Raw genomic sequence first — 925 nt, 5'->3', positions numbered from 1 at the left:
CGGCGAAAATCAGAGCGCAAACTTTTGGAAAGGTCAGTGATTGCTTCAATGGCTTCAAGGCTTTTCCGTTCAGGCAATTGATCAAAATCAAGTTGAAAGGAATTCCACCATGCTCGCTCTGTCCAGGCGGGTTGAAAGCGTGCAGAAATCTCTAGCCATTGAAGTCCCATTTCTATTGCCGCAAGTGAGCCACGCAGGCGCTGCCAGGCGAGACCCTGATCAATCAAATCATAAAGGTTAGAAAAATAAGGGCTTAATTCTTGTAAGCCATATTCGTCTATTAAAAAGGGCAACCAAGAAGGCGGACGCGTGATAAATTTCGCGCGAGGTATTTCTTCGAGTGCCGTTTTAACGTGAGGGTCGAAAGCCATTGCTTCTGCAAAACAGCGTTCAAATAAGCTCGAATTCGGTGGCAAAAGTGAGGAAAGCATCAATAAGCACGCCCCCGTTCAGACAAGACAATATCCCCTAGTGCGACCGCTTCATCAGGTGCGACCAAAATATCCTCACAAGGGTGCGTTATGTTCACATGGTGAACGCCCTCAACCATCAAGCGGCTTAGTATCCAACTTAAAGACAGATCACGCCCAAGCCTTTGTGCACGCGCCCATTCCGCTCTTAAATTCTGCTCCGCTCTTTCCAAAACAAAGGAGCCTTCATCCGGTAACAACCAAAAATCAGCAGAAACATCGATCACCCGCTGTACCGCGCTTTTCACAAAGATGTGGTCATTAGTCATTTTAACATGGGGAGCATCAAGGGCTGTTTGCACCTTTGCAATTAAAGCCGCATCAACCACCCCTGAAGGAGCGTCACTAAAAAGCGCAACATGAATAAGCGGGCTTTTACCCACACGATAAACAAAAGCATCTTTGACATGGATATCGCTTGAGAGGGCAAAATATTGATAACGTGGCGCTGTGCC

Annotated in this window: 1 protein-coding gene and 1 pseudogene; both read right to left on the bottom strand. The window is 47.0% G+C overall.

Going from position 1 to position 925, the window contains the following annotated elements; translation table 11 throughout:
- Positions 1-431, bottom strand: a 431-nt coding sequence (locus tag ACFIJS_RS09045; RefSeq protein WP_375651289.1) for a phage tail protein, incomplete at its 3' end; no start/stop codon positions are given.
- Positions 431-925, bottom strand: a pseudogene (locus ACFIJS_RS09040) (baseplate assembly protein); the annotation flags it as partial. The gene ACFIJS_RS09045 and the pseudogene ACFIJS_RS09040, both read right to left, overlap by 1 nt.

It is taken from the genome of Bartonella sp. OT172YNZD (assembly GCF_042193725.1).
GTDB classification, from domain to species: Bacteria; Pseudomonadota; Alphaproteobacteria; order Rhizobiales; family Rhizobiaceae; genus Bartonella; species Bartonella grahamii_A.
Note: the sequence above shows the minus strand (reverse complement) of the source record. Positions and strands in the feature narration are given on the sequence as shown.